18 protein-coding genes and 1 pseudogene are annotated in these 19,176 nt (G+C 61.5%); 14 read left to right on the top strand and 5 right to left on the bottom strand.

Annotation, left to right across the window (positions count from 1 at the left end; translation table 11 throughout):
- Positions 1 to 198: 198 nt before the first annotated feature.
- Both ABIB73_RS08805 and ABIB73_RS08800 read left to right on the top strand, forming a co-directional pair.
- Positions 199 to 651 carry a DUF305 domain-containing protein gene (locus ABIB73_RS08805; protein ID WP_354223093.1) on the top strand — a complete coding sequence of 151 codons (453 nt, stop codon included), beginning with the start codon at positions 199 to 201 and terminating at the stop codon, positions 649 to 651.
- A 57-nt stretch (positions 652 to 708) separates the two neighbouring features.
- Positions 709 to 1,395: a helix-turn-helix domain-containing protein gene (locus tag ABIB73_RS08800; protein WP_354223092.1), complete on the top strand. Its 687-nt coding sequence runs from the start codon at positions 709 to 711 to the stop codon at positions 1,393 to 1,395.
- 116 nt (positions 1,396 to 1,511) lie between these two features.
- Here the strand turns inward: ABIB73_RS08800 and ABIB73_RS08795 are convergent, their stop codons facing one another.
- Positions 1,512 to 1,919, bottom strand: a complete 408-nt coding sequence (locus ABIB73_RS08795) for a thioesterase family protein (protein ID WP_354223090.1) — start codon at positions 1,917 to 1,919, stop codon at positions 1,512 to 1,514.
- A 5-nt stretch (positions 1,920 to 1,924) separates the two neighbouring features.
- Positions 1,925 to 4,258: an FdhF/YdeP family oxidoreductase gene (locus tag ABIB73_RS08790; RefSeq protein WP_354223088.1), complete on the bottom strand. Its 2,334-nt coding sequence runs from the start codon at positions 4,256 to 4,258 to the stop codon at positions 1,925 to 1,927.
- A gap of 238 nt (positions 4,259 to 4,496) precedes the next feature.
- On the opposite strand from ABIB73_RS08790, the gene ABIB73_RS08785 reads away from it, so the two are divergent.
- The 7 genes and pseudogenes from ABIB73_RS08785 to ABIB73_RS08755 all read left to right on the top strand — a co-directional run bounded on the left by ABIB73_RS08785 (position 4,497) and on the right by ABIB73_RS08755 (position 12,712).
- The gene (locus ABIB73_RS08785) at positions 4,497 to 5,744 is read left to right on the top strand and encodes a cupin domain-containing protein (RefSeq protein ID WP_354223086.1); all 1,248 of its coding nucleotides are present in this window, start codon (positions 4,497 to 4,499) and stop codon (positions 5,742 to 5,744) included.
- A gap of 7 nt (positions 5,745 to 5,751) precedes the next feature.
- On the top strand, positions 5,752 to 6,582 hold the full coding sequence (locus ABIB73_RS08780; RefSeq protein WP_354223084.1) for a glutathione S-transferase family protein: 831 nt from the start codon (positions 5,752 to 5,754) through the stop codon (positions 6,580 to 6,582).
- Positions 6,583 to 6,633: 51 nt separating this feature from the next.
- The gene (locus ABIB73_RS08775; RefSeq protein WP_354223082.1) at positions 6,634 to 7,614 is read left to right on the top strand and encodes an agmatinase; all 981 of its coding nucleotides are present in this window, start codon (positions 6,634 to 6,636) and stop codon (positions 7,612 to 7,614) included.
- 154 nt (positions 7,615 to 7,768) lie between these two features.
- Complete coding sequence (locus tag ABIB73_RS08770; protein ID WP_354223080.1) at positions 7,769 to 9,232, top strand: catalase; 1,464 nt, start codon at positions 7,769 to 7,771, stop codon at positions 9,230 to 9,232.
- A 126-nt stretch (positions 9,233 to 9,358) separates the two neighbouring features.
- Positions 9,359 to 10,621: a 5-aminolevulinate synthase gene (gene hemA, locus ABIB73_RS08765; protein WP_354223078.1), complete on the top strand. Its 1,263-nt coding sequence runs from the start codon at positions 9,359 to 9,361 to the stop codon at positions 10,619 to 10,621.
- An 84-nt stretch (positions 10,622 to 10,705) separates the two neighbouring features.
- Positions 10,706 to 11,692: pseudogene (locus ABIB73_RS08760) on the top strand (ferrochelatase).
- A gap of 57 nt (positions 11,693 to 11,749) precedes the next feature.
- Positions 11,750 to 12,712, top strand: coding sequence for a GlxA family transcriptional regulator (locus tag ABIB73_RS08755; protein WP_354223076.1), 963 nt, complete (start codon positions 11,750 to 11,752; stop codon positions 12,710 to 12,712).
- Positions 12,713 to 12,724: 12 nt separating this feature from the next.
- Here the strand turns inward: ABIB73_RS08755 and cydB are convergent, their stop codons facing one another.
- The 3 genes from cydB to fdhD form a co-directional block, all read right to left on the bottom strand.
- Positions 12,725 to 13,711 (bottom strand): cytochrome d ubiquinol oxidase subunit II, encoded by a 987-nt coding sequence (gene cydB / locus ABIB73_RS08750; RefSeq protein ID WP_354223074.1) that lies wholly within the window; start codon positions 13,709 to 13,711, stop codon positions 12,725 to 12,727.
- A gap of 2 nt (positions 13,712 to 13,713) precedes the next feature.
- A complete protein-coding gene (locus ABIB73_RS08745) occupies positions 13,714 to 15,111 on the bottom strand; it encodes a cytochrome ubiquinol oxidase subunit I (protein WP_354223072.1) in 1,398 nt (465 codons plus the stop codon).
- Between the two features lie 160 nt (positions 15,112 to 15,271).
- Positions 15,272 to 16,099, bottom strand: a complete 828-nt coding sequence (gene fdhD, locus ABIB73_RS08740; RefSeq protein ID WP_354224241.1) for a formate dehydrogenase accessory sulfurtransferase FdhD — start codon at positions 16,097 to 16,099, stop codon at positions 15,272 to 15,274.
- Here fdhD and ABIB73_RS08735 point away from each other — a divergent pair.
- The 5 genes from ABIB73_RS08735 to ABIB73_RS08715 all read left to right on the top strand — a co-directional run bounded on the left by ABIB73_RS08735 (position 16,030) and on the right by ABIB73_RS08715 (position 19,077).
- Positions 16,030 to 16,302: a hypothetical protein gene (locus ABIB73_RS08735; protein WP_354224291.1), complete on the top strand. Its 273-nt coding sequence runs from the start codon at positions 16,030 to 16,032 to the stop codon at positions 16,300 to 16,302. The two genes, fdhD and ABIB73_RS08735, sit on opposite strands and share 70 nt — an antisense overlap.
- A 52-nt stretch (positions 16,303 to 16,354) precedes the next feature.
- The gene (locus ABIB73_RS08730; RefSeq protein WP_354223070.1) at positions 16,355 to 16,804 is read left to right on the top strand and encodes a DUF2231 domain-containing protein; all 450 of its coding nucleotides are present in this window, start codon (positions 16,355 to 16,357) and stop codon (positions 16,802 to 16,804) included.
- 38 nt (positions 16,805 to 16,842) lie between these two features.
- Positions 16,843 to 18,150, top strand: a complete 1,308-nt coding sequence (locus ABIB73_RS08725; RefSeq protein ID WP_354223068.1) for a PQQ-dependent sugar dehydrogenase — start codon at positions 16,843 to 16,845, stop codon at positions 18,148 to 18,150.
- Positions 18,151 to 18,303: 153 nt separating this feature from the next.
- Positions 18,304 to 18,426 carry a hypothetical protein gene (locus tag ABIB73_RS37575; RefSeq protein WP_502918406.1) on the top strand — a complete coding sequence of 41 codons (123 nt, stop codon included), beginning with the start codon at positions 18,304 to 18,306 and terminating at the stop codon, positions 18,424 to 18,426.
- A 336-nt stretch (positions 18,427 to 18,762) separates the two neighbouring features.
- Positions 18,763 to 19,077: a hypothetical protein gene (locus tag ABIB73_RS08715; RefSeq protein WP_354223066.1), complete on the top strand. Its 315-nt coding sequence runs from the start codon at positions 18,763 to 18,765 to the stop codon at positions 19,075 to 19,077.
- The last annotated feature ends 99 nt before the right edge of the window (positions 19,078 to 19,176 follow it).

The raw sequence follows: 19,176 nt of genomic DNA, 5'->3' as shown, positions 1-19,176 counted from the left end.
CGGCACCTCAACTGTAGGAAGACCGTGGATGGAGCGACCACTAAATTGGACTTAAGAAATCTGAATTCGGGTTTAGCCGGCACGCATCTCGCTCGCCGAACCTTAAAACCATTTTTAATTGAGCTGATCGATCCCCCCTGACATCTTCAGAACAGCAACACGCACTCGTCTGCGTGACACCGATCACATTAGCTTGCCATGGAGTTCGATGTGCCCTTGTTCTCCCGCGGATTCGTGCGCAGACGCGCTATCTCGCTGGCAACCAGCCTGTCGGTCATGGCGACCTCATTCGCCCTCGCGCAGGATCCGAAGCAAGGCTCTGAGGCCCGTACGGTGAAGGCTCGGGACGAGCAGCAGTTTCTGTTCGATATCGATCTCGCGATGAGCAACATGAACCGCAGCATGCTCATGACGCTGACCGACGACATCGACCGCGATTTCGTCAATGTGATGGTCCCTCATCATCAGGGCACGATCGACTTGGCGCGTGCGGAGATCAAGTACGGCCGCAACGACGAACTTCGGCAGCTCGCAAGGAAGACGGTGAGCAGGCAGGATCAGGAAATCTTCTCCCTGCGTCATGTGCTGCCGGCCGCCGCCAACTTGACGCCGTCGACCGGCGTCGAGATTGCCGAGCTCGCGCCGAATTGACGGCATCTCGCCACATCGTGAAGACCTGACAGCATTTTCATCCCGGAGCGACTCAAGATGTCCGTCCAGATCCACGACCCCCTTCGGCAATTGTTCGCGCATGCTGCCCCAAGCAGGAGCGAGAATGGACATCCGGCTTCCATTGAAAGGGGGCGCCCGTCGGCCCAGCCGTCAGCCCCCGCCGAGATAGAGTCCGGAGATGAAGTCGTTCAGTCGCTGTTTAAGGCCCTGAAGGTCGCTACGCACAACAATGATCGTCAGTGCATGGAAGCGCTTCGGCTCGCGATCGCGGTCAGGCAGTTTGGTCTACGACCTGCCGCGGAGCGACCGACCGGGATTGATCAGGCCTCCGTTCGCGGCCGCCATATCCAGAGGTTGCAGAAATGGCGGCTCAAGCGCGTCGTCGACTATATCGATGCCAGCATATCGTCGAAGATGACCTCGCGTGATCTGGCTGCGGTCGCGGGACTCAGCCGCATGCACTTCGCCTCTCAGTTCCGCGCGGCGACAGGCTTGCGCCCGCACGAATTCCTGCTGCAGCGGCGCATTCGGCGAGCCACGGAGTTGATGAAGGACAGCACAACGCCGATCATGGAGATCGCGCTCACAGTTGGCTTTCAGACCCAGGCCCACTTTACGACCGTCTTCAAGCGATTCACGGGATGCACTCCCCGGAGTTGGCGCGTCGGCAATCATATGCTCCCGCAATCCGAGCTCGAGCAGGCTGCCACAGAGATCCTGTGACGGCACTTCCCGATCTTCCGATCTGGACTGGTCGACGGCCGCGTGAAGCGAGGCCGTCGATGTCGAGGCTGCTTGCCCTGTGGGATGGCCGCTTTGCGGTCGGGCAATGCGCTGAGTCAGGCAACGGCCTTGTGAACGCCGAACCGTTTCTCGAACTCGAGGACATTCACGATCCCCCGGCGATGGATGCCGGCACCGATCCTTCCGAGGTCATTCCACGCCTCGATCTCGAAAAGCAGGCTCTTTGCGTCGACGCTTTTGACACACGCAAACGCGCGTACGCGACCGCCGATCGGCGTGGCCGCCAGATGCCGGATATCGACCGACATGCCGACGCTGACGTAACCAGGCGGCAGGGCGGCTGCGACCGCGAGGCCAGCGGCCATTTCCATGTGCAGGATCATCATCGGGGTCGCATAGACCTGCGGCATGCCCGGAACGAAATGCCCGATCGTCATGTCGGGGGTGACCACAATCGACACGGCCGCAGCCATGCCGATGGTGACGCCCGCGCTCGGCTTCATCTGTTTCAACTCCTCCGGTCGCTCTGGTCCTGATGCAAGGACTCGTCCGTGACGTTGGCGCCGGTGCGCTCGATCCGAACCGGGATGCCCTTGGACGACGGCGTGAAGCTGATGGGATCGTGCGCATAGAGCGGCACCAGCGGATTGGTCTCCGGGTAGTAGGCCGCGCAGCAACCGTTCGGAAACGAGTATCCGACCACGCGGAAGTTGCGCACCCTCCGTTCCAGTCCGTCCGTCGACGCGGTCACCAGGTCAATGCGATCGCCGTCTGCAAGACCGCGCTTCTCCATCTCGAACTGATTGAGGAACACGATGTCGCGCTGGCCATAGACGCCCCGGTAGCGATCGGACAGCGAATAGAGCGTGGTATTGTACTGATCATGGCTGCGAATCGTGCTCAGCCAGAGCGTCTCCGGATGGTCGTCGTTCGGATCTTCGCCGAGGCCATCGAAGACCAGAAAATTCGCCTTGCCGCTGGACGTCACCCAAACGCGCTCGCGCGCGGTCGAGACAAGATGGAAACCGCCGGGTACGCGAATTCGTGCGTTGTAGGCCTCGAATATCGGCAATACGGCCTCGATAGCCTCGCGAATGCGATCGTAGTCGGCGACGAAACCGTCCCAATCGACGACGGAGGACCGCCCGAGGGTCGCCCGGGCCATGCCGGCAACGATCGCGGGCTCGCTGAGAAGGTGCTCGGACGCGGGCTGGTTGCGGCCGGCCGACGCGTGCACCATCGACATGGAATCCTCCACGGTAATGGATTGCGGCCCGGTCGCCTGGATGTCTATCTCCGTGCGGCCGAGGCAGGGCAGGATCAGGGCATCGCGCCCGTGGACCAAGTGACTGCGGTTGAGTTTGGTCGAGATGTGGACCGTGAGATCGAGTCGCCTGAGCGCATCTTGCGTCAGCTGCCAATCCGGAATGGCGGCGGCAAAGTTGCCACCCATCGCGATAAACACCTTGGCGTCACCGCGTATCATCGCTTCAAGCGCCGTGACGACGTTGTGACCGTGCGCACGAGGCGCCTTGAAACCAAAGCAGGATTCCAGCCGGTCGAGAAATTCGCCGGACGGTGCCTCGGTGATGCCGACCGTACGATCTCCCTGCACGTTCGAATGGCCACGAACCGGGCAGATGCCTGCGCCTTCACGGCCGATGTGGCCGCGAAGAAGAGCGAGATTCGCCAATTGCTGAACGTTCTGGGCGCCGCGCCGATGCTGGGTGATGCCCATCCCGTAGACAACAATCGCGCGCTCGGCTTTCATGTAGGCCTGCGCGGCATATTCGATGTCCTCGCGGCTAAGCCCCGAGTAACGCTCGATATCGGTCCATTGCGTCGCCCTCAGGTCACTTACCAGTTGATCGAGGCCATTGGTATGGTCATGGATGAAATCCCAGTCCAGGACGGCTGGCTCGCCCCTAGCCCTCGCCGCTGCGTCTTCATCGACCAGAACCTTCATGAGGCCCTTGATCACGGCGACGTCACCGCCGACTCGCAGCTGGTAAAGGCGTGAGCTGATCTGAGTCGAGCTCAACGTCGCCATCTCGATCGGGCTCTGCGGCGCCTGAAACCGTACCAGGGCGCGTTCACGAAACGGATTGAACGAGATGATCGAAGCACCGCGCCGGGCCGCGTCGCGCAAGTTGGTCATCATGCGCGGGCTGTTGGTGCCGGGGTTCTGACCAAAGATGAAGATGCAGTCTGCCTTGTCGAAGTCCTCCAGCAGGACCGTGCCCTTGCCCACGCCGATGGATTGCGGCAAGCCGACGCTCGTCGCCTCGTGACACATGTTCGAGCAATCGGGGAAATTGTTGGTGCCGTATTCCCGCACGAAAAGCTGATACAGAAAGGCGGCTTCGTTCGAGGTGCGGCCGGAAGTGTAGAACTCCGCCATGTTCGGGTCGGGCATTGCCTTCAGATGCCGACCGATGATCGAGAACGCCTTGCTCCAGCTCACCGGGAGATAGCGGTCCGTTGCTCCATCATAGGCCATCGGATGCGTGAGACGGCCGGCCATCTCAAGATCATAGTCACTCCAGGTGGCGAGTTCGGCCACCGAGTGTTCTGCCAGGAACTCGGGCGTGCAACGCTTGGCGGTCGCTTCCCACGCCACAGCCTTCGCACCGTTCTCGCAGAACTCGAATGCCGAGGTGTGCTTCGGATCAGGCCAGGCGCAGCCGGGACAGTCGAACCCTTCGGGCTGGTTCATGCATCGGAGCGTGTTCGCCCCCTTAATCGGAATCCGCTGTTCGATCAGATGTTCGCTAAGGGCCTTGAGCGCACCCCAACCACCGGCCGGATGATGATAGGGATGAATTTCTTTTCGTTCCGACATCGCGAGAACCTCTGCAGGTACCGATGCAGAGCAGTTGCAATTCCAGCCGCGAACTTTCTTTCGAGAATGCCGGATCGTGCCAGCGCGACTGCCCGGAAGGTGCGATCACGAAGACGCCGCAGTGCGTTCTGGAAAAGCTGACGTCCTCTCTGGATTGGCTCATATCGGCGCTTTCCTAACTCCACGGAGAGAGACCGCTATTGACGGCTCTGCAGTGCATCCGCTTGGAGATACGATCATGATTTCGAGACGAAACGTGCTGGCGGCCTCGGCCATGGGCGCAGCCATGACGGTGTCCGCAGCGAAGGCCGGATCCTTCGGAAATCCGGACGAGCCGCCCCAGGGCGCCCTCAACGCGAAGGGTCCGGGAAATCTCCGCGACCCGGGCCCGCAGAGTGAGGCTCTTGGCAATCAATTTCCTTCAGCGCAATCTCCCCCGGCGACCGATGTCGGCGGCATGCCGACACCGTGGGCCTCCTTCAACAACGCTCCGAAGCGAATCCAGAATGGAGGATGGGCGCGACAGGTCACGGTTGCCGATTTTGCCATTTCCAAGGAGATCTCGGGCGTCAACATGCGCCTGACAGCGGGCGGCATCCGCGAGTTGCATTGGCACCAGGCCGCCGAGTGGGCCATCATGACTTACGGCATTTGCCGCGTGACGGTGCTCGATGCGTACGGGCGTCCCTATGTCGCAGACATCAAGGAGGGCGACCTCTGGTACTTCCCGCCGGGCGCGCCGCATTCACTGCAGGGCTTGGGCCCGGATGGATGCGAATTCGTCATCTGTTTTGACGACGGGCATGCCGACGAGTTCAACACGTTGCTTGTGTCGGACTGGTTCGCCCACACGCCGCCCGAGATACTGGCCAAGAACTTCGGCGTTCCGGCAGACGCATTCGCAAAGATCCCGCTGCACAATTTCTGGATTTTCCAGGGCACCGTGCCCGGCGACCTTGCCCGCGATCGCGCCGCAATTCAGAAGGACGCGCCCGTCGCCACGCATCCCTTCATCTTCCCGCTCGGATCATCCCTGCCGTTCAAATCGTCCGATACAGGAAGCATCCAGGTCGCCGACAGCAGCAACTTCAAGGTTTCAACCGCGGTGGCCGCCGCGCTGGTCACGGTTCGACCCGGCGGCATAAGGGAAATGCATTGGCACCCCAATGCGGACGAGTGGCAGTATTATCTCAGGGGCAAGGCGCGCATGACCGTGTTCGATACCGGCCCGAACGCGCTGACGATGGACTTCAATGCCGGCGACATTGGCTATGTCCGGCGTAACCTCGGCCATTATGTCGAGAATGTCGGCGACACCGATCTACAGTTCATCGGCGTCTTTCGCGCGCCGCACTACGAGGAAGTCTCTCTCTCCAACTGGCTCGCGCACACGCCGCCGAAACTCGTGGCGCAGCATCTCAACGTGGACGAAGCTACGATCGCAAGCTGGCCCCAAACCGCGCCAGGCGTGATGCCGAAGCGGTAAGGCGGACATGTCGTACGATCGGTTGGCGAATGCCGAACACGGCGCAAGCCACCGATTCTTCTGTATTCGTGCGTCCAGCACCGCGCTGGCCAACATCGACGGACCTTTGGCCGACATCGACGGACCTCCCTCGTTGTGGCCAATCGATGTGACTTCTAATTTTCCGTTCATGGACGCACAGTTCCGGAGACATACGATGTACCAACTTCACTACTTCCCCAGCAACGCCAACGCAGCGCCACATATGGTGCTCGAAGAAATCGGCCACGAGTACGAGCTCGTACTCGTGGACCGCGCCAACAATACCCAGAAATCGGAACATTATCTGAAAATCAATCCGAACGGGCGCATTCCCACCCTGGTCGACGGCGAACTCGTGATGTTCGAGGCCGCCGCGATTGTTCTCCACCTGGTCGATCAACATCCGGAGGCAGGCCTTGCGCCCAAGGTCGGTACGCCGGAACGTGCGAAGTTCTACCAGTGGATCACCTTCCTGACGAACTCGCTACAGGAAGAGCTTATGATCTGGCAATACCCCGACCGCCTCGCGGGCGCCGATGCTGCTGCGAGCGAGATCGTCAGGAACGGCGCGGAGAAGCGCGCCGGCGCCTACCTCGATGTAATCGATCGGCACTTGAAGGCGAACGGCCCCCTATTCCTGGGTGACAAGCTGAGCGCCGTCGACTTCTATCTCGTGATGCTCTCCCGCTGGGCCCGCCCGATGTCGACTCCACCCCGCTCGCGGCCGAGCATCGCGCGGCTGCTCGACATGGTTGGCGCCCTGCCTGCGGTCCGCCGCGCCTATGAGCGCGAAGGCGTCACCGGCGAAATCTGCTGAAAACAACGATTGTTCGCGCCTATTTGCCCAATCTCGAAAAGGATCGCTGCAATGACAACGCAATCCAAGAGCCGGAACATGCCGGAGCGAATGGATCTGCCCTTCGTGGGCTTGGTCACCTTTGCGGGCCAGCCCGCCTGCACCAACTGGGACAAGCTCGATGGCGCCGATGTCGCCGTCTTGGGCGTCCCGATCGATACGGCCTCGAGCTACCGCGTCGGCACACGCTTCGGGCCGCGCGCGATCCGCGAGGTGTCCATGTTCCACGGCTTTGGCCCGGAAGGCGTCTTCGATTTCGAGGACGAGGTCACCTATCTCAGCGCCGAAGAAGTCAAGATCGTCGACGCCGGCGACAGCGACGTCATCTACGCCGATACGAAGCGTAGCCTGGCCAACGCCGAGCTGGCGGTTCGGGCGCTGCTCGACGCCAAGACGATGCCGTACATCCTGGGCGGCGACCACGCCATCACCATGGCGACGGTTGCGGCGTACTCGAACGAGAAGCCGATCCACATCATCCATCTCGACGCGCATTTCGACTTCATCGACGAACGCAACGGCATCAGCTGGGGGCATGGCAGCCCGATGCGTCGTGCCTCGGAGATGGCGCATGTGAAGGGCATCACGACGCTCGGCCCGCACAACATGGCCTCCGTGAGCAAGAAGGACTACGAGGCGGCAAAGGCCTACGGCACGCACGTCGTTTCATTGCGCAAGTTCCGCTCGATCGGCGCGGCTGCGGCTCTCTCCCACATCCCGGATGGCGAGCGGGTCTACGTCTCGATCGATATCGACAGCTTCGATCCGTCGATCGCGCCGGGGACCGCAACCATCAGCCACGGCGGGTTCACCTATTACGAAGCCAAGGATCTTCTCCAGGAGATCGCATGGCGCTTTGAGGTGGTCGGCGCCGACTTCGTCGAGGTCTCGCCACCCTACGATCCATCGGGAATCACGTCGCTGCTTGCAGCGCGGACGAGTCTCGATTTCATCGGCTCGATCTTCCACGAACGCGCAAAACGGCAAGGCTGACGGCGCCTTCGCTTCGCAAGCAGGGCCTTCGGACGCGCTGGCCCATCAAGCTGGATTGCGAGGTCCTGCCTCTCAATTCGAAAGCACTCTTGTCACTCATCCATTGAAGGTTGGGTGACAAGTCTTCGCCCAACACCGATCACAGGAAAACCCAATGAGCGACAAGGCTGGAAGACCGTTTCTGACCCACGCGTCCGGCGCGCCGGTCACGGACAATGTCAACATACAGACCGCCGGACCGCGCGGGCCGGCGCTGCTGCAGGACGTGTGGCTGATCGAGAAGCTCGCGCATTTCGACCGGGAAGTCATTCCCGAGCGGCGAATGCACGCCAAGGGTTCCGGCGCCCACGGCACATTCACGGTCACCCACGACATCACTCGCTACACCAAGGCCGGGATCTTCTCCCAAATCGGCAAGCAGACGCCGATGTTCGCGCGATTCTCGACGGTCGCCGGCGAGCGCGGCGCGGCGGACGCCGAGCGCGACATTCGCGGGTTCTCGCTCAAATTCTATACCGAAGAAGGCAACTGGGACATGGTCGGCAACAACACGCCGGTCTTCTTCTTTCGCGATCCGTTGCGCTTTCCTGATTTGAACCACGCCATCAAGCGCGATCCCTATACGGGCATGCGGAGCGCTGACAACAACTGGGATTTCTGGACGCTGCTTCCCGAGGCTCTGCACCAGGTCACCGTCGTCATGAGCGAGCGCGGCATCCCCAGGAGCTACCGTCACATGCACGGCTTCGGTAGTCACACCTACAGCCTGCTCAACGCCAATAATGAGCGCGTCTGGGTGAAATTCCACTTCCGTACCCAGCAGGGCATCCAGAACCTGACCGACGCAGAGGCACAGTCGCTTGTCGGCCAGGATCGCGAAAGCCACCAGCGCGACCTCTTCGGCAACATCGAGCGAGGCGAGTTTCCGCGCTGGACCTTATGCATCCAGGTGATGACGGACGAGCAGGCGACGAAATTTGCCTTCAATCCGTTCGATCTCACCAAGGTCTGGCCGAAGGCCGACTATCCGCTCATCGAGGTGGGCTATTTTGAGCTCAATCGGAACCCCGAAAACGTCTTCGCCGAAGTCGAGCAGGCAGCGTTCTCGCCCGCCAATATCGTGCCGGGTATCGGCTACTCGCCGGACAAGATGCTCCAGACGCGCTTGTTCTCCTATGGTGACGCGCAGCGCTACCGGCTCGGTGTCAACCATCACCACATTCCGGTCAACGCGCCGAAATGCCCGTTCCATAGCTATCACCGCGACGGTGCCATGCGGACCGACGGCAATCTCGGCCGGACGCCGACCTACTGGCCCAACAGCCGCGGCGAATGGACGGACCGTCCCCATTTGAACGAGCCGCCTCTCGAGATCACTGGCGCCGCCGCGCACTGGGATCACCGGGTGGACGACGATCACTGGCAGCAACCGGGCAATCTGTTCCGGAAGATGACCCCTGCGCAAAAGCAGACACTGTTCGACAACACCGCGCGCCAGGTGGGTCAGGCAGCAAAGCACATCCAGGAACGCCACGTGGCCAACTGCGCCAAGGCGGACCCGGCCTACGGCAAGGGAGTTGCCGACGCGCTGGCCAGGTTCGCCGAGGGCAAGCTCTAGCCATCGTCAGAAGGCGGTGAGACCGCTGAACGGGGCGCCCGCGCCAATCGGCGCGGGCGCTGGGAAGCGACACCGGTCCGCGCCGTGGGGCGCGCTGGTTGGGCTGCTCTCATGAGGATTTCGATCATGTTCGACTATATCGGCAGTTTCGAGCACGCCATCAGCGCTCTCAAGCGCGAACAGCGGTATCGTGTGTTCGTCGACCTGAAGCGGAAAGCGGGGCAGTTTCCCCATGCCGTTTGGAATGGCCCGGACGGCATGCGAGATGTCGTCGTCTGGTGCTCGAACGACTACCTCAGCATGGGTCAGCATCCGAAAGTCATCGAAGCCATGTGCACCACCGCGCGCAGCATGGGAGCGGGTGCAGGCGGTACGCGCAACATCTCGGGGACAAACTGTACACTCGTCGAGCTGGAGGCCGAGATTGCGGACTTGCACGGCAAACAGGCCGCCCTCGTCTTCACGTCGGGCTATGTCTCGAACCAAACCGGCATCGCCACAATTGCCAAGCTCCTCCCGGACTGCCTCATCCTGTCGGATGCACTCAATCACAATTCCATGATCGAAGGGGTACGCTCGGCCGGCTGCGCCAAGCAGATCTGGCGTCACAACGATCTTAATCATCTGGAGCAACTACTCTCGCGTGCTGCAGAAAACCGCCCGAAATTGATCGTCTTTGAGAGCGTCTACTCCATGGACGGAGACGTCGCGCCGATCAAGGAGATCTGCGAGCTCGCGGATCGCTACGGCGCGCTGACGTATCTCGATGAGGTGCACGCGGTCGGGATGTACGGGCCGCGCGGTGCCGGCATCGCCGAACGGGACGGCGTCATGGATCGGGTTGACATCATCGAAGGGACGCTCGCCAAGGCCTTCGGCACGCTCGGCGGTTATATTGCGGGGCACGGCGCGGTCATCGACGCGGTGCGGTCCCATGCGCCGGGATTTATCTTCACGACTGCGCTTCCGCCTGCGATTGCTGCGGCGGCCAAAGCCTCGATAGCTCACCTCAAGGCATCGGACTGCGAGCGCGCCCGGCACCGACAGGCAGTCGCAGCGACAAAAGCGGCTTTGCGCAGGTCCGGATTGCCTGTAGTGCCCACCGATACACACATCGTCCCCGTGATGGTGGGCGATCCCGAGTTGTGCAGATGGGCGAGCGAGCTCCTGCTCCATCGATGCGGCATCTACATTCAGCCGATCAACTACCCGACGGTGCCCCGAGGCACTGAACGGCTGCGAATCACACCGACCCCGGGACACGATAGTCGGCTCATCGAGGAGCTGGCCGACGCAATGGTCTGGATCTGGCGGGAGCTCGGCCTGCCCTTCGCGAGGAAATATCAACATTCGGAATCGTCTGGCGGCCTCACAGTTGGCGCTGGCTGAGTGCAGCCCGAAACACCGCAAAACCGATTTCGTCTTCGCCTCAGGTCCTGGCTGACCGAGAGTTCACCCTGTGAAGAGACTGACATGGCACCGCCGCAATCCGAAATCCGCGAAAGAACGACATCTCCGAAAATCGGCGTGCTCCTGAGCAATCTCGGCACTCCGGACGGCACGGACTATTGATCGGTCAGGCGATATCTCGCCGAGTTCTTGTCCGATCGAAGGGTGATTGAAGCGCCCAGACTACTCTGGCTCTTCATTTTGAATGCCCTGATTCTGACGACGCGAGCACGACGAAAGGGAGAGGATTACGCAACGATCTGGAACCGCGACCGGAACGAGAGTCCGCTCAAAACCATCACGAGGTCGCAGGCAGTGAAGCTGCAACAATCTATCCGTGACGGTCTTCTTGGCGACTCGAAATCCAACGTCATCGTCGACTGGGGGATGCGTTACGGAAACCCATCCCTGAAAGCCGCCACCGAGCGGCTCGCGGTCAGGGGATGCGAGCGCATCCTCTTCGTCCCGCTCTATCCGCAATATTCGGCCGCCACGAGCGCGACGGCATGCGACAAGCTCTTCGAGATGCTCGCATCCATGCGAAATCAGCCGGCACTGCGGGTTGCCGCTCCTCAACTCCGGTTTCGAACCGGACGTCATCGTCGCATCCTTCCACGGCATGCCGCTCAGTACTCATATCGCGGGCGATCCATACTATGCCCATTGCCACAGGACCGCGGACCTCCTTCGGACACGCTTGGGGCTACCGCAGGAACGCCTGATCGTCACGTTCCAGTCGCGCTTCGGTCGTGCGGAATGGTTGAAACCGTATACGGACGAGACCATAAAAGCGCTTGCGGCGAAGGGCGCCAGGCGAATCGCAGTCATAACTCCCGGTTTCTCGGCCGATTGTCTGGAGACGATCGAGGAAATCGGGGGGGGGAAAACGCGAGATACTTCTTCGGCGAAGGCGGCGAAGCATTCGCTCGCGTCGATTGCCTGAACGACAGCGACGATGGAATGCGCGTGATCGAGGCAGTTGTACGCCGTGAATTGAGCGGCTGGGTCTGACGCAACTGGCTAGGGCGACCTGTGGGACGCCCAAGCCTTGCGATGGGGGAGAACGAGATGACTGGCACGCCAATCGCGATTATTGTGCCGCCGAACGCGCAATCGCTGGACATTTCCGGTCCTCTGGATGCCTTTCTGGAAGCCAATCGGCAGGCTCCCGACAGATGCAACTACGATGTGCGCCTGTTGTCGATCGGCCCGGATCGAGCCGTGACGGCTGGAGCGATGTCGATTTTGACCCACGGCTCGATCTTTGAAGACGAGCAACCGATCGATACGCTGCTGGTCGCCGGCACTCCCGACTACGCCCGCGCTTACACGGATTCGCCTCTCCATGCCTGGCTACGACGGCACGCGCCGCGCAGCCGCCGCCACGGCTCCGTCTGCACCGGCGCCTTCTTTCTCGGCGCCGCCGGATTGCTCGACGGTTTCAACGTGACGACGCATTGGCAGCATGCCGCTGAACTGGCGGAGAGATTTCCGGCCGCCAACGTCGTGCCGGATCATATCTTCGTGCAGGATGGTGCGCTATGGACCTCGGCCGGCGTCACGGCCGGAATCGACCTCGCACTGAAGCTGATTGAGGACGACCACGGGCGCGATGTTGCGCTCTCCGTTGCGCGTCGCCTGGTCGTCTTCTTGAAGCGCCCCGGCGGCCAGTCGCAATTCAGCGCCCATCTTGCCGCGCAGGTCGCGACCGAAGGGCGCATCCAGGCGATCCAGCGCTGGATCCTCGATCATTTGCCCCTCGATCTCACGGTGAAGACGCTTGCCTCGCGAGTCGCGATGAGCGTGCGCAATTTTACCCGCGTCTTCCAGGAGGAGGCTGGAATGACGCCGGCCGACTTCGTCGAGATGGCGCGGGTGGATTCGGCACGACGTCTGCTCGAGGATACCGACAGGCCGTTGCAACGCGTCGCATCGAGCTGCGGCTTTGCAAATCCCGACGTGATGCGCCGAGCCTTTCTGAGACGCATTGGTACCGGTCCCAGCGAGTATCGCGAGCGCTTCCGCGGATAAGACCCAAGGGTCCTAGTGACCGGGCGTCGTCCCCACCTTGCCTCTGAACACCCGATAGCCGATCGCGACATACAGCACCATCAAGGGGAAGACGAAGAGGCCCTCGCCCCAGAACATGAAGGCGAGACTGGCGTGAGGCGCGGCCGCCTCGTCGACCGTGATGGCAAACGGGATCATGTAAGGCCAGAAGGACAGTGCCAGCGTTCCAAACGCCGCGATGAAGATGACGGCGACGGCAACGAACGGCCAGCGATCGTTGTGATGGAGGATGCTGCTGGCCAGCACGACCGCGGCCACGGCGCCGACGGCTGGAAATGCAAACAGATAGGGCCTGTCGAGCCAGCGATGCATGATCGGAAGGTTCTCGATCAGGGCGTGCGCGAAGACGATGATCAGGAACGCCAGGACGGCGAGCGCCAGCCCCGGTATCTGGCGACGAGCCGTATCACGGACGCCCGACTCGCACTTTTGCACCAGCCAGCTGGCGCCCAGAAGAGCGTAGCCCAGACACAGCCCGATGCCGCACAACAGCGAGAACGGGCTCAGCCAGCCCAAAACGCCGCCGACATAGGCCCCGTTGGCGAACTTCAGGCCCTGCACCAGGGCTCCGACCGTCACGCCTTGCATGAAGCTCGCGGCGAACGACCCGCCCACGAAGCTCACGTCCCAGATCCAGCGAAACTTCCGCGCCGCCCTGTGGCGAAACTCGAAGGCAACGCCGCGCAGGATCAGCCCAAGCAGCATGATGATGACCGGCAGATAGAAGGCCGACAGCAGCGTGGCATAGACGAGAGGAAAGGCGCCCCACAGGATCACGCCGGCAACGACGAGCCAGGTCTCATTGCCGTCCCAGACCGGCGCGACAGTGTCGAGCATCGTGTCGCGATCCGCCTCGCTGCCGGCGAGAGCGAACAACATGCCGACCCCGAGATCGAATCCGTCGAGCAGCAGATAGATCGATATGCTGATGGCAAGAAGAGCAACCCAGAACAAGACCATCTCTATTCTCCTGCGCTCTGAATGAGTTCCGAGTCGGCGAGCGACATCGGACGGTTTGGAGAGGCGCCGTGCGGCGGCTCGACGACGAGGCGCGTCGGACCGGTGCGCAAGAGCCGATAGATGTAGAATGTGCCGAACGAGAAGATGAAGAGATAAACCGCGCCGAACAGCAGGAGCGAGGTCATGGCCGCCGGCGCCGTCAGGAACGGCGTCACGGCGTCCACCGTCCGCAGCAATCCGTAGATCGCCCAGGGCTGTCGTCCGACCTCGGCAACATACCAGCCCGTGAGAATGGCGATGAACGGAAGCGGAAAATTGAGAAAGATTGCCCAGAGCATGAGGCGGTTCCGGCGCAGGCGTCGCTTGATGCTCAGATAGGATCCGAACCACGCGATCGCGAGCATGATCAGCCCGCAGCCGACCATGATGCGGAACGTCACGAACGGTATCAGCACCGGCGGGCAATCCTGCGGCGCGAAATCGGCCAAGCCCACTTCTTTCGAGGTCAGGCTCGAGCTGGCGATGATGCTTCCGAGAATCGGCACCTTGATCTCGTATTTGTTGCTTTCAGTCGCCGGATCGGGCAGCCCGATCAGCACTTCGCTCGTAGGCTGCTCGTCATGCCAGCGGCCCTCGATGGCTGCGAACTTTGCCGGCTGGTAGTCGTGAACGTAGTCGCCGACCAGATGGCCGAACACGAGCTGCGCGGGGATCAGGAGCGCTGCGAGGAACAATCCCATCCGCAGCATCACCCTGGACTCGGCATAATTGTCGCCACTCAGCACGTACCATGCACCGGTCGCGGCAACGCAGAATGCCCCCGTGAGATAGGCCGCCAGCAGCATGTGCGGAAAGCGCGACCATACGACCGAATTGAAGATGATCTTCGTCCAATCGTCCGGCACGAAGTAGCCGTTCTGGAGGAGGTAGCCGACCGGCACCTGCATCCAGCTGTTGTTGGCCATGATCCAGAAGGCGGACAACGTGGTTCCGAGCGACACCATCGCAGTGGAGAACAGATAGAACCCTGGCGGCACTCGCTTGCGTCCGAACACGAGGACGCCGAAGAAGCTGGCTTCCAACATGAACGCCGTGAAGGTCTCGTAGGAGAGAAGCGGACCCTGGATAGGCCCGGACATCTTCGCCAGGACGCTCCAGTTGGTTCCGAACTGGAATCCCATGACGACGCCCGAGACGACGCCCATGCCGAAGGCGACGCCGAAGATCTTGAGCCAGAATTCGAACAGCGCTTGATAGACGTGACGGCCCGTTCGCATGTGCATTGCTTCGAGGACGGTCAGCCAGGCCGCAAGACCGATCGTGAAGGCCGGGAATATGATGTGAAATGAGATGGTGAAGCCGAACTGTATCCGCGACAGCAGAAGTGCCGTTGCATCCATGTGAACTATCCTCTTCCCCTCACGGGCCTCGCGTTGATCCCGCCTTGATGCAGGTAGGAGCCGCTTCACCGCGGCCTTTTCCGCAGCGAATGGATTTTGCGCATTTGCACGCGGGAGCCGGTCCAGACGGCGGCGCGATCCCGTGGGCGCGAGCGGCCTTTCAGGCCGCGACAGTCGGGAAGTCGGAAAAGATCAGGCGATCGGGATGGGTAAAGATCTCATATCCGTCTGAACGGGCGACCGCGATCAACGTGATGCCCGCCTGATCGGCTGTCTCAACTGCGAGAGAGGTCGGTGCCGAGACTGCGACGAGGACAGGAGCGCCGATCCGCGCGGTTTTCTGCACCATCTCGACCGACACGCGGCTTGTCAGAAGAATCGCGCCGCCTGCCCGCGCCGTGTTTTCCCGCACGAGCGCACCGGCGAGCTTGTCGAGTGCGTTGTGACGGCCGACGTCTTCCCGCACCAGACCTATGCCCTTGTGCGGTTGCCAGAAAGCCGCGGCGTGTACGCCCCGCGTCTTCTGATTGAGCTCCTGCAGGGGAGCGAGCGCACTCATGGCGTTCAACAGGTCGCGCGCGCGAAAGGTCGCCGCGCTCGATACATGCCGTGGCGCGGGACAGGCCTGCTCCAGGCTTTCGATGCCGCATAATCCGCAGCCGACCGGACCGACCATGGCCCGGCGGCGCGCCGAGAGTTCGTCCGCCCGGCATCGGTCCAGCCACATTTGAACCTCGATCCCGAGGCTGCTCTCCACGATCTCGATGCTGGCGATCTCGTCGGCCTGGTCGATGATCCCTTCCGTCAAGGCAAAGCCGACTCCGAAATCCTCGAGATCGGCCGGCGTGGCCATCATCACGGCGTTGGTAGATCCGCCAAAGGTGAGCGCTATCGCCCTCTCCTCGGCCACATATCTCGATGAAAGCGTGGGATTTCCGCCGCACCAGAGAAGCTTCGCACGCTGCTGAAGCGGACCATCGCCGATCATTGCTGCGCCTTTCCAGTTACCGTGCCCGCTCAGATAGCCTTGCCTCCCGACAGATGTTTTCTGTGCCGCGATCGCATTTTCTTGATCGCACGACAGTGCTTCCGGGCAATCGATTCGAGCCGCTGCGTGCGAATTCGAAAGATCATTCGATGGTCGACGACGATATCGGAGGCAAGCCCAACCAGGCCGATAGCGCCGCGTGAATCGCGATGCTCGACTTGATGACAGCCAACTCAATGCAGGGAGCGTACGAGCATGACTAAGCCGGAAATTGCCGGTCTCGGCAGCCGACGAGGGGCCGGTTCACTCAGTCGACCCATTCATCAGATTCTGGTGCCATTCCCGATCGCTTACTTTGCGGCGGCATTCGCGACCGACCTGGCCTATTGGAGGACCGCCGAAGTGATGTGGTACCGGTTTTCCGTCTGGCTGATCGCGGGAGGACTGGTCATGGCCGCGCTCGTCGCGCTGGCTACGATGGTCGATCTCTTTCGAAACCAAAGACCGGCATGGATCCGCGCATTTGCCTACGCTGCCGCGGTCGTGCTGTCCATCCTCAATGTCCTTGTCCATAGCCGGGACGGCTATACCGCGGTCGTTCCCACGGGGCTAACCCTCTCGGGTGTTGTCCTCGTTGTTCTGCTTTTCGCGATCTCCCCCGGCTGGACGTTGACCTATCGCTATCGCATCGGAGCAAAGGCATGACCGAAATCAAGACGAGCTTGCCGCGGGTTGCTGCCATCATGGCCGCTGTCGCCGGATTGGGTCTGGCCGGCTGTAACGATACTGGAGGTGATCCGAAACTGCAGATCGGCGCAAATCCCGTGCTGCCCCCGCTACATCAATATCTGCTGCCACCGATCCGGATTGCGACACCGGTGGGGTGGGAATCCGAGACACCCAAGGTACCGCAGGGAATGCAGGTCCATGCGCTTGCCACAGGGCTGCAGCACCCGCGGTCGGTTTACGTTTTGCCGAACGGCGACGTGCTCGTCGTCGAGAGCAACGGTCCAAAGGCGCCGATTTTCCGTCCCAAGGATCTGATCACCGGCGTGGTGCAGTCGTTCGCCGGCGCCAAGGCGAAGGACGCCAACCGAATCACATTGCTCCGCGACACCAATGGCGATGGCATTCCCGACGTACGGTCGGTGTTTCTGGATCACCTCAATTCTCCGTTCGGCGTAGCGCTGGTTGGTCACGATCTCTACGTCGCAAATACGGACGCGATCATGCGCTATCCGTATCAGGACGGGCAGACCAGCATCACCGCCAAAGGTACCAAGCTGACCGATCTGCCGGGCGGCCCGATCGATCACCATTGGACGAAGAGCCTCCTGGCGAGCCCAGACGGATCCAAGCTTTATGTCGGCGTCGGGTCGAACAGCAATATCGCAGAAAACGGGCTCCAAGCCGAGTACGAGCGCGCCGCCATCTGGGAGGTTGATCGCGCCACCGGTGCTCACCGCATCTTCGCCAGCGGCATGCGCAATCCGACGGGGCTACAGTGGGAGCCGATGACCGGCAAGCTGTGGGCGATTGCCAACGAACGCGACGAGATCGGACCCGACCTGGTGCCGGACTATCTCACCTCAGTGCAGGATGGCGGGTTTTACGGCTGGCCGTACAGCTATTATGGTCAGCATCTCGATCCGCGCGTTCAGCCGCAACGGCCCGATCTGGTCGCCAAAGCGATCGTGCCGGACTACGCGCTCAGCTCCCACGTGGCTCCCCTGGGATTTGCCATGTCCTCCGGCCACAATCTTCCTGCGAACTATCAGAGCGGCGCCTTCGTCGGAGAGCACGGCAGCTGGGATCGAACACCCCTCAACGGCTACAAGGTGGTCTTCGTCCCCTTCAGGGATGGCAAACCTTCCGGCCCAGCGCAGGACGTCGTCACTGGCTTCCTCGATGCGAACAACCACACCCACGGCCGGCCTGTCGGCCTCGCCGTGGATCGCAGTGGCGGACTGCTGATTGCCGACGACGTCGGCAACGCGGTGTGGCGCGTCTCATCGGCTGGTGCCTCAGCTACACCCAAGCCAGCCTCGTAGCGACCGAACCGACGTGTGGTCGAGACGGCCTCGGAACAGGCCCGCCTCGCCCCTGGTGGGAAGTTGCCGCCCGTGCCTGGTGGGATCGAGGCTTGCGCGTCATCCCACTAGTGGTCCCGCGAACTGCAGGCGTTGGGGCGTACGGTGCGGTTGATGCCTCCGGCCTATGTGAAGCCCTACCCCAAGCGGCAGAAGAACGACACCACGGACGCGGAGGCGATTTGCGAGGCGGCCACGAGACCCAACATGCGATTCGTGCCGACCAAGACGGTCTAGCAACAGAGCCGTCTGATGCTTTATCGCGCGCGCCATCTCTTCATCCGCCAGCAGACTGCCGTCATCAATTCAATCCGCACCTATCTTGCCGAGTTCGGGATTGTCGCCCCGGTCGGGGCGCCGGGGTGTCGAGCAATTGCTGGAAGTCGTCGCCGATACAGCTGACCGCCGGCTCCCGGAGGCGGCCCGCGCATGTCTTGCTGCTCTCGGCAGTCAATTGCGGACGTTGAAGGCCCAAATCCTGGAGTTCGACCGACGCATCATCGCCTGGCATCGATCAATCACGACGAGCAAGCGGCTGGACACACAACCTCGCTAAAATATTGGATCAACTTCTTGGACCACGTCCGAGCAGCGGCGCTCTGGCAGTTCGGTGGTTATGGCGAGAACATAGCAAAATACATGACCGTGCCGCTGAAGCTGTATGCGGGTTACGAATACATTCGCTATGTGGCGCCCAGCGAGCCGCAGACCGCGTTCACAGATATCGCGGGGAACTTTCGTTGCCAGGGCTGCCAAACGTTCAACAACACGAACATCAACAACACGGCCTACGGTGTGAACGGCCTTGGTAATAAGGTCTTACAAGTCATGTGGGCCGGCGCAAGATACGCCGTCACGGATGAACTGGATGTGATCGCCGCCTATTAACCTGAAGTCATCGAATCGTTCTTCTCCGTGCGAATTCGAAAGAGTAATCGGCGAGCGACGACGATATGAAAGGCTAACGCTAAAAGGCAGGCAGGGAGA

The sequence above is a fragment of the Bradyrhizobium sp. F1.4.3 genome, from assembly GCF_040548375.1.
GTDB lineage: Bacteria > Pseudomonadota > Alphaproteobacteria > Rhizobiales > Xanthobacteraceae > Bradyrhizobium.
This window is presented reverse-complemented; position numbering and strand designations above follow the sequence as displayed.

Coding starts and splice junctions, on each gene's coding strand:
- ABIB73_RS08805 (WP_354223093.1), top strand. CDS start 199: ATGGAGTTCGATGTGCCCTTGTTCTCCCGCGGATTCGTGCGCAGACGC.
- ABIB73_RS08800 (WP_354223092.1), top strand. CDS start 709: ATGTCCGTCCAGATCCACGACCCCCTTCGGCAATTGTTCGCGCATGCT.
- ABIB73_RS08795 (WP_354223090.1), bottom strand. CDS start 1,919: ATGAAGCCGAGCGCGGGCGTCACCATCGGCATGGCTGCGGCCGTGTCG.
- ABIB73_RS08790 (WP_354223088.1), bottom strand. CDS start 4,258: ATGTCGGAACGAAAAGAAATTCATCCCTATCATCATCCGGCCGGTGGT.
- ABIB73_RS08785 (WP_354223086.1), top strand. CDS start 4,497: ATGATTTCGAGACGAAACGTGCTGGCGGCCTCGGCCATGGGCGCAGCC.
- ABIB73_RS08780 (WP_354223084.1), top strand. CDS start 5,752: ATGTCGTACGATCGGTTGGCGAATGCCGAACACGGCGCAAGCCACCGA.
- ABIB73_RS08775 (WP_354223082.1), top strand. CDS start 6,634: ATGACAACGCAATCCAAGAGCCGGAACATGCCGGAGCGAATGGATCTG.
- ABIB73_RS08770 (WP_354223080.1), top strand. CDS start 7,769: ATGAGCGACAAGGCTGGAAGACCGTTTCTGACCCACGCGTCCGGCGCG.
- hemA (WP_354223078.1), top strand. CDS start 9,359: ATGTTCGACTATATCGGCAGTTTCGAGCACGCCATCAGCGCTCTCAAG.
- ABIB73_RS08755 (WP_354223076.1), top strand. CDS start 11,750: ATGACTGGCACGCCAATCGCGATTATTGTGCCGCCGAACGCGCAATCG.
- cydB (WP_354223074.1), bottom strand. CDS start 13,711: ATGGTCTTGTTCTGGGTTGCTCTTCTTGCCATCAGCATATCGATCTAT.
- ABIB73_RS08745 (WP_354223072.1), bottom strand. CDS start 15,111: ATGGATGCAACGGCACTTCTGCTGTCGCGGATACAGTTCGGCTTCACC.
- ABIB73_RS08735 (WP_354224291.1), top strand. CDS start 16,030: ATGAAAGCGTGGGATTTCCGCCGCACCAGAGAAGCTTCGCACGCTGCT.
- fdhD (WP_354224241.1), bottom strand. CDS start 16,099: ATGATCGGCGATGGTCCGCTTCAGCAGCGTGCGAAGCTTCTCTGGTGC.
- ABIB73_RS08730 (WP_354223070.1), top strand. CDS start 16,355: ATGACTAAGCCGGAAATTGCCGGTCTCGGCAGCCGACGAGGGGCCGGT.
- ABIB73_RS08725 (WP_354223068.1), top strand. CDS start 16,843: ATGGCCGCTGTCGCCGGATTGGGTCTGGCCGGCTGTAACGATACTGGA.
- ABIB73_RS37575 (WP_502918406.1), top strand. CDS start 18,304: ATGCCTCCGGCCTATGTGAAGCCCTACCCCAAGCGGCAGAAGAACGAC.